We start from the raw sequence: 7,194 nt of genomic DNA, 5'->3' as shown, positions 1-7,194 counted from the left end.
TTCCATTTCAGGCGCATAACGCTGAACCCAGCGGTAAATCGTGGAGTGATCGACATTCACTCCGCGTTCAGCCAGCATCTCCTGCAGCTCACGGTAACTGATGCCGTATTTGCAGTACCAGCGTACGGCCCACAGAATGATGTCACGCTGAAAATGCCGGCCTTTGAATGGGTTCATGTGCAGCTCCATCAGCAAAAGGGGATGATAAGTTTATCACCACCGACTATTTGCAACAGTGCCGTTTACTCATATATACTTTAGATTGATTTAAAACTTCATTTTTAATTTAAAAGGATCTAGGTGAAGATCCTTTTTGATAATCTCATGACCAAAATCCCTTAACGTGAGTTTTCGTTCCACTGAGCGTCAGACCCCGTATAGTGTTTTGCAGTTTAGAGGAGATATCGCGATGCATACGCGGAAGGCAATAACGGAGGCGCTTCAAAAACTCGGAGTCCAAACCGGTGACCTCTTGATGGTGCATGCCTCACTTAAAGCGATTGGTCCGGTCGAAGGAGGAGCGGAGACGGTCGTTGCCGCGTTACGCTCCGCGGTTGGGCCGACTGGCACTGTGATGGGATACGCGTCGTGGGACCGATCACCCTACGAGGAGACTCTGAATGGCGCTCGGCTGGATGACGAAGCCCGCCGTACCTGGCTGCCGTTCGATCCCGCAACAGCCGGGACTTACCGTGGGTTCGGCCTGCTGAATCAATTTCTGGTTCAAGCCCCCGGCGCGCGGCGCAGCGCGCACCCCGATGCATCGATGGTCGCGGTTGGTCCGCTGGCTGAAACGCTGACGGAGCCTCACGAACTCGGTCACGCCTTGGGGGAAGGATCGCCCGTCGAGCGGTTCGTTCGCCTTGGCGGGAAGGCCCTGCTGTTGGGTGCGCCGCTAAACTCCGTTACCGCATTGCACTACGCCGAGGCGGTTGCCGATATCCCCAACAAACGGTGGGTGACGTATGAGATGCCGATGCTTGGAAGAGACGGTGAAGTCGCCTGGAAAACGGCATCGGATTACGATTCAAACGGCATTCTCGATTGCTTTGCTATCGAAGGAAAGCCGGATGCGGTTGAAACTATAGCAAATGCTTACGTGAAGCTCGGTCGCCATCGAGAAGGTGTCGTGGGCTTTGCTCAGTGCTACCTGTTCGACGCGCAGGACATCGTGACGTTCGGCGTCACCTATCTTGAGAAGCATTTCGGAACCACTCCGATCGTGCCTCCGCACGAGGCCGTCGAGCGCTCTTGCGAGCCTTCAGGTTAGAGGCCGTCGACAATGATAATCTGGATCAACGGACCTTTCGGCGCCGGAAAGACGACGCTCGCTAAGCGGCTGCGCGATCGGCGTTCCAAATCGCTGATCTTTGACCCCGAGGAAATCGGGTTCGTGGTGAAAGAAACGGTCCCCATGCCAGCGAGCGGAGACTATCAGGATCTCCCCTTGTGGAGGGGACTTACGATCGCGGCGGTCAGGGAGATTCGAAGGAATTACTCGCAGGACATCATCATCCCAATGACGCTCGTGCACCCGGACTATCTGACTGAGATACTCGACGGGGTAAGGCGGATCGACGATCAGCTGCTGCACATCTTTCTGACGCTCAACGAGGACCTATTGCGTCACCGGATCGCGAACCAGACCATGCATCCTGACCCGAATCGAAATGCGGAGATTCGAGAGTGGCGATTAGCGAATGTCGCCCGATGCTTGGCCGCAAGGGAACGGCTTCCATGCACAACCCGTGTTCTCGATAGTGGTGCACACACCAGCGATGAACTCGCAGCGATGGTGCTCGACGGAATCGATGGGCGCACCTGATCGCCTTCGACGCCTGCGCAAAGCGTAGCGCGAGGGTGGCGGGCTCACGACCAAACGCCCAGAGGTCGATCATCGCAGGGATGTTTGGCTTTGTGGTGCGGACGACGGGACTCGAACCCGTACTCTCACAGAGAAGCAGATTTTCGTACCACCTCGACTTTCGCCGCCGTCTGATGACGTTCGTGGTCTGGACTGTCCCTTCGCCATTGCCCGAAGGCTTTAGGCGCCGCCCGTCCAGTCTCTACACCTTCCCCCGAAGGGGCTTGGCTCGGGATTGGCTTAGGGTATTGCCCGTTAGCGTTCCCCGACTTTGAGCGGTTCTACTCCGCGGATTTCCCCGCGGGCACTCCAATTTTAAAGTCTGCTGCGTCTACCGATTTCGCCACGTCCGCCTTTTTTCGCCGTTCCTAGCGCTCGTGCGATGCACCTATGTTGCACCTAGCGCCGAATCGTTCTTCGTCATCCTGAAAAACCACGTCTCCTAAAGCCTTGCATAGCTTATCTTTTCTCCACCACGAACTTTTTTGTGGGATGGTAGAAAAAAAGACTTTTTAAGTCCGCTGGCTTGCCAGGCCTTGTTAGCTTGTACGGTCATGGTTATCGGGTAAAGAATATTGACGGCATCGCTGGTGTCGGTGGCTGAAAAGCCGGCTCCCATCAGGGCAATAGCCATTTCAGATGCAGGCGTACAGGGCAATGGTCAACAGCTACAGCCTGTCTGACGATTCCGGCGTCATGGCTGCGGCGGCTATCACGCATTTTTTGTTCGGTCAGGCGGTGTTTTCGTACCTCAATGGTTGGAGCGTGTTGATCGGACCTGGTACAGGTTTGGACAGCACGGGCTGCAAATACGCAAGGGATTTAATGGGCCTGGTGGCGTTCACGGCTTTTATCGTGACGTTTCTGTTCAGGGGCTACTCATAATCTCGTGGCTCGGCGGTTCCCGGCACACCATGACAGTAAGGAAGGACCCTGTGTCTCAACTCTCCCAGCTTCGAAGCCCCGCCGCCGTGCAGGCTGCCATCGATGAGTTCGTGCAACTGGGCCGCACGAAATTCCTGGCGCGCCACGGCTACGGCAAGTCCCGCGACTTCCTGGTACGTGATCCGAAGACCGGCACCGATTGCGATTCCAAGGCCATCGCCGGTGTGGCCTTCGGCAAGCAATTTCCCGAGCAGGGCCCGCTCACTGCTGACAGCTTCTCCGGTGGCGAGACGACCGTCGTTCCGGCGCTGACGCGGCTCGGGTTTCGCATCATTCGCATCGGCGAAGACTGGTCCGAAGAAGAGGTCCTGGCCACGGTCGAAGACTATTTCGACATGCTGCGTGCCGAGGCGGCTGGGGAGCCGTACCACAAGTCCGAGCACAACCAGGCACTGCGCCAACTGCTGAACGGTCGCAGCAAGTCTTCAGTCGAGCTCAAGCACCAGAACATTAGCGCCGTACTCGATGCCCTGGGCCTGCCCTATATCAACGGCTACAAGCCACGCGGCAACAGCCAACTGCTGCTGCGTAAATCCGTACACGCCTACGTTCTGGAACATCAGCAGACGGTCGGCGCTCTTGTCGATGCCCTGGAGGAGGTAAAACTTCCGGGTGACAAAACCTACCGAGCGGCTTTGGTAGAACCACCCGCCCGTGAAGTGCTTGTGCGTACCCCGGCATCTCTACGGCAACGCCTACCGCGAAAGTTCGATTATGCCGCTCGCGATGAAGCCAACCGCAAGCTGGGCCGGGCAGGGGAGCAGTGGGTGATTGGCTACGAACAGCAACGCCTGACCGAGCTCGGCCACCCAGAGCTTTTTCAGCGGCTGGATTGGGTGTCCGACACCCAGGGAGACGGTGCGGGGTTCGACATCCTGTCGTTCGAAGAGGACGCCCATGAGCGCTTCATCGAGGTGAAAACCACCAATGGCGGGGTAGGCTCGTCTTTCTTGGTCAGCCACAACGAACTCGAATTCTCCAAGGAGGCGGGCGATCAATTCCATCTGTATCGCGTGTTCCAGTTTCGGGACGGTCCGCGCCTGTTCACGCTACCCGGCGACCTCAGCCAACATGTGCATCTCAAGCCGACGGACTACCGGGCGAGTTTCCGGAGTTTGGTGGGGTAAAGGCAGGGTTCTGTTGAGCCGAATGGCTGTGTGCGGCCGATTCTGTTGAAAAAGTAGCGGCCTCCCCATGCCGTTGGCAAAATTGCTTTGTCAGCGAGCGTGGGGGCGAACAGCATGATGGGACAGTTACCGGGAGGACAGCAGCGCCTGTTCTACTCGTTCAATCTGGAAGATCACGTCCCGGCCCAACATCTCCTGCGCAGCATCGACCAGTGCTTGGATCTCAGTGATCTACGTGCCTACCTGGCAGATTTCTATAGCCCCATCGGGCGTCCCTCGATTGACCCGGAGTTGATGGTGCGCATGCTGGTCGTCGGCTACTGCTATGGCATTCGTTCCGAGCGGCGATTGTGCGAAGAGGTGCACCTGAACCTGGCCTATCGCTGGTTCTGCCGGTTGGGTCTGGAAGACGAAGTCCCCAATCACTCGACCTTCTCGAAGAATCGCCATGGGCGTTTTCGTGACAGCGATCTATTCCGCTGGTTATTCAATGAGGTGCTGCGGCGCTGCATGGCAGCCGGCCTAGTCAAGGGTGAAGGTTTCGCCGTCGACGCCAGCATCATTAAGGCGGATGCCAGCCGGCAACGTGGGGTGGCGGGAGATGAGGTCGATTGGAACGATCCAAAGCTCAGCAGCCGCGCAGTGCGCGAGTACCTCGAAGCCCTTGATGAAGAGGCGCTGGCTGAGGCTCTTCCCAAGAAAATTTCGCTCACTGATCCTCAGTCCCGTTGGACAGCAGCGCCAGGTGGCCCGGCCTTTTTTGCCTACTCCACGAATTACCTGATCGACACTGAGCACGGTGTGATCATGGACGTGGAAGCTACCCCGGCGCACCGTACCGCCGAAGTCGATTCGACTAGGACGATGGTCGAGCGTGTCGAGGCGCAGTTCGATCTCACACCGGAACGCCTTATCGGCGATACCGCTTATGGCACCGCCCCGATGCTGGCCTGGATGGTCGAAGAAAAGGACATCGAACCGCATGTGCCGGTGTGGGACAAGACCGAGCGCAAGGACGACAGCCTCTCCAGTAACGACTTTCACTGGAGTCAGGACGCCAATGAATATCGCTGCCCAGCCGGCAAACCGCTACGCAGTGAATGGCGCGCCTTCACCCAGCAAAGGTCGCGGGTAACTAAGGCCAAAACCGTCATTTACCGCTCCAGCCAAACCGACTGCGCCACCTGCCCGTTGAAAGCGAAATGCTGCCCCAACACGCCGAATCGGAAGATCGTCCGCAGCATCCATGAGGCTGCCCGCGACGTGGCTCGACGCATCGCCAAGACACCGGAGTACCTCGTCTCTCGCTGCGAACGAAAGAAGGTGGAGATGCTTTTCGCCCACCTCAAACGGATCATGAAACTCGACCGTTTACGACTGCGTGGCCTAACGGGTGCCACTGACGAATTCACCTTGGCTGCGATGGTGCAGAACCTGCGCCGCATGGCCAAGCTTTTGCCTCAAGGGCCACCGCTGACGGGATAGGTATGCCTGCTACGAGCAGAAACCCTCAAATTAACCCTTAAACCTGAGCAAGGACGCTCAGTGAAACGCCGGAAGGCAACTTGAAGTGGCTTGCAGCCACTTCGACAGCAGGCACACCTGATCGGCAGGCTGCCGCTAAAGCTACTTTTTCAACAGAATCGGCCGATTTGTGCCGGTCGTCAAGGACCGCTTCGGATCACTCTCAACCGGATCGCGGGCCAGCTGATTTGCTAAAACCCGCGCCAAACTCAACGAAGGATTTCGCATGATCCGTTTTTTTTGGCGATCACGCTCGGCCTGATGGTTGGCTGCTCGTCGAGTTCAAGTTCGATCTGATCAGTGAGCGGTAGCGCAAGTGGATCGCCTCAGCCAAGCAGCGTTGTTGCCGGCGGCCGGAAGAAAGCCTTGAACTAGTAGCGGAAAGGATGAAACTTTATTTTTACGATTCTCAGCATTTTCCAAGGTTGAGCGAAAATTAGGATGATACTTTAATGATTCCGGCCTCCATCCCCACAAAACGCTTGCAGATGGCAGAATTGAAATAAGTCATTGTTTTAAATGGATTTTTGCAGGAATTGCTACGTTGCAGGGTCCTGTAGTTAGGATGACACTTTATTTTCCTCCCACAGGCCTCGTGATACGCCTATTTTTATAGGTTAATGTCATGATAATAATGGTTTCTTAGACGTCAGGTGGCACTTTTCGGGGAAATGTGCGCGGAACCCCTATTTGTTTATTTTTCTAAATACATTCAAATATGTATCCGCTCATGAGACAATAACCCTGGTAAATGCTTCAATAATATTGAAAAAGGAAGAGTATGAGTATTCAACATTTTCGTGTCGCCCTTATTCCCTTTTTTGCGGCATTTTGCCTTCCTGTTTTTGCTCACCCAGAAACGCTGGTGAAAGTAAAAGATGCTGAAGATCAGTTGGGTGCACGAGTGGGTTACATCGAACTGGATCTCAACAGCGGTAAGATCCTTGAGAGTTTTCGCCCCGAAGAACGTTTTCCAATGATGAGCACTTTTAAAGTTCTGCTATGTGGTGCGGTATTATCCCGTGTTGACGCCGGGCAAGAGCAACTCGGTCGCCGCATACACTATTCTCAGAATGACTTGGTTGAGTACTCACCAGTCACAGAAAAGCATCTTACGGATGGCATGACAGTAAGAGAATTATGCAGTGCTGCCATAACCATGAGTGATAACACTGCTGCCAACTTACTTCTGACAACGATCGGAGGACCGAAGGAGCTAACCGCTTTTTTGCACAACATGGGGGATCATGTAACTCGCCTTGATCGTTGGGAACCGGAGCTGAATGAAGCCATACCAAACGACGAGCGTGACACCACGATGCCTGCAGCAATGGCAACAACGTTGCGCAAACTATTAACTGGCGAACTACTTACTCTAGCTTCCCGGCAACAATTAATAGACTGGATGGAGGCGGATAAAGTTGCAGGACCACTTCTGCGCTCGGCCCTTCCGGCTGGCTGGTTTATTGCTGATAAATCTGGAGCCGGTGAGCGTGGGTCTCGCGGTATCATTGCAGCACTGGGGCCAGATGGTAAGCCCTCCCGTATCGTAGTTATCTACACGACGGGGAGTCAGGCAACTATGGATGAACGAAATAGACAGATCGCTGAGATAGGTGCCTCACTGATTAAGCATTGGTAACTGTCAGACCAAGTTTACTCATATATACTTTAGATTGATTTAAAACTTCATTTTTAATTTAAAAGGATCTAGGTGAAGATCCTTTTTGATAA

At 54.9% G+C, this 7,194-nt stretch carries 7 protein-coding genes and 1 pseudogene; 6 read left to right on the top strand and 2 right to left on the bottom strand.

Annotated elements, in window-relative coordinates:
* A pseudogene (locus tag OGY18_RS24520) lies at positions 1-177 on the bottom strand (IS6 family transposase); the annotation flags it as partial.
* Between the two features lie 232 nt (positions 178-409).
* Between OGY18_RS24520 and aac(3)-IId the strand changes: the two are divergent.
* Together aac(3)-IId and OGY18_RS24510 are read left to right on the top strand one after the other, a co-directional pair.
* Positions 410-1,270: an aminoglycoside N-acetyltransferase AAC(3)-IId gene (aac(3)-IId, locus tag OGY18_RS24515; protein ID WP_000557454.1), complete on the top strand. Its 861-nt coding sequence runs from the start codon at positions 410-412 to the stop codon at positions 1,268-1,270.
* Positions 1,271-1,282: 12 nt separating this feature from the next.
* A complete protein-coding gene (locus OGY18_RS24510) occupies positions 1,283-1,825 on the top strand; it encodes an AAA family ATPase (protein WP_000587837.1) in 543 nt (180 codons plus the stop codon).
* A 481-nt stretch (positions 1,826-2,306) separates the two neighbouring features.
* Here OGY18_RS24510 and OGY18_RS24505 read toward each other — a convergent pair whose 3' ends face one another.
* Positions 2,307-2,498: a hypothetical protein gene (locus OGY18_RS24505; protein ID WP_000951934.1), complete on the bottom strand. Its 192-nt coding sequence runs from the start codon at positions 2,496-2,498 to the stop codon at positions 2,307-2,309.
* A gap of 23 nt (positions 2,499-2,521) precedes the next feature.
* Between OGY18_RS24505 and OGY18_RS24500 the strand changes: the two genes are divergently transcribed.
* The 4 genes from OGY18_RS24500 to OGY18_RS24485 all read left to right on the top strand — a co-directional run bounded on the left by OGY18_RS24500 (position 2,522) and on the right by OGY18_RS24485 (position 7,102).
* Positions 2,522-2,749, top strand: coding sequence for a hypothetical protein (locus OGY18_RS24500; protein ID WP_000248278.1), 228 nt, complete (start codon positions 2,522-2,524; stop codon positions 2,747-2,749).
* Between the two features lie 50 nt (positions 2,750-2,799).
* Complete coding sequence (locus OGY18_RS24495; protein WP_000080861.1) at positions 2,800-3,936, top strand: protein NO VEIN domain-containing protein; 1,137 nt, start codon at positions 2,800-2,802, stop codon at positions 3,934-3,936.
* 114 nt (positions 3,937-4,050) lie between these two features.
* A complete protein-coding gene (locus OGY18_RS24490) occupies positions 4,051-5,421 on the top strand; it encodes an IS1182-like element ISCfr1 family transposase (protein ID WP_000971921.1) in 1,371 nt (456 codons plus the stop codon).
* An 820-nt stretch (positions 5,422-6,241) separates the two neighbouring features.
* Positions 6,242-7,102, top strand: a complete 861-nt coding sequence (locus OGY18_RS24485) for a broad-spectrum class A beta-lactamase TEM-1 (protein WP_000027057.1) — start codon at positions 6,242-6,244, stop codon at positions 7,100-7,102.
* Positions 7,103-7,194: the final 92 nt, after the last annotated feature.

Origin of the sequence: Citrobacter sp. Cpo142 (assembly GCF_030332425.1) — a bacterium.
Taxonomy (GTDB): Bacteria; Pseudomonadota; Gammaproteobacteria; order Enterobacterales; family Enterobacteriaceae; genus Citrobacter; species Citrobacter portucalensis.
Note: the sequence above shows the minus strand (reverse complement) of the source record. Positions and strands in the feature narration are given on the sequence as shown.

Bases quoted from the DNA above. Each gene is read 5' to 3' on its own strand.
- OGY18_RS24510 (WP_000587837.1), top strand. From the start codon at position 1,283: ATGATAATCTGGATCAACGGACCTTTCGGCGCCGGAAAGACGACGCTC.
- OGY18_RS24505 (WP_000951934.1), bottom strand. From the start codon at position 2,498: ATGGCTATTGCCCTGATGGGAGCCGGCTTTTCAGCCACCGACACCAGC.
- OGY18_RS24500 (WP_000248278.1), top strand. From the start codon at position 2,522: ATGGTCAACAGCTACAGCCTGTCTGACGATTCCGGCGTCATGGCTGCG.
- OGY18_RS24490 (WP_000971921.1), top strand. From the start codon at position 4,051: ATGATGGGACAGTTACCGGGAGGACAGCAGCGCCTGTTCTACTCGTTC.
- OGY18_RS24485 (WP_000027057.1), top strand. From the start codon at position 6,242: ATGAGTATTCAACATTTTCGTGTCGCCCTTATTCCCTTTTTTGCGGCA.